The sequence below is a fragment of the Paraburkholderia sp. J8-2 genome, assembly GCF_905220195.1.
Lineage (GTDB): Bacteria > Pseudomonadota > Gammaproteobacteria > Burkholderiales > Burkholderiaceae > Paraburkholderia.
The window spans coordinates 1-383 of sequence record NZ_CAJMZA010000132.1 but is presented as its reverse complement, the minus strand read 5'-3'; the positions used below and the strand labels follow the sequence as shown (position 1 = coordinate 383).

Below are 383 nucleotides of genomic sequence, written 5' to 3'. Positions count from 1 at the left end.
CTCCCCAAGCCCATTCCGTTATTGCCGCCGCACGTTGAACGGCATGTTTGCAAACCCGTCAGGAGAACTGAAATGAGCGAAACGATCACGACCGACCGCGAGGCGGTGGATCAACGCGACGAGAAGAAAGGCGGCGCGCAAGCGGCCCCGGCGCACGAGGACAAAGCGCCCACGCCCCCCGGCCGCCGCAAGCGCCTGATCGCGCTGCTCGGCGCCGTCACCCTGATTGCGGGCGCGGCGTATGGGGCGTACTACTTCACGGAAGGCCGCTTTCACGAGTCGACCGACGACGCCTATGTGAACGGCAATCTCGTGCAGCTCACGCCGCAGGTCACGGGCACGGTGGTGGCCGTCAATGCCGACGACACGCAGATCGTGAAGGA

Annotated in this window: 1 pseudogene; it reads left to right on the top strand. The window is 65.3% G+C overall.

The window, feature by feature from the left end:
* Positions 1 to 72 precede the first annotated feature (72 nt).
* A pseudogene (locus tag U5A52_RS43135) lies at positions 73 to 383 on the top strand (EmrA/EmrK family multidrug efflux transporter periplasmic adaptor subunit); the annotation flags it as partial.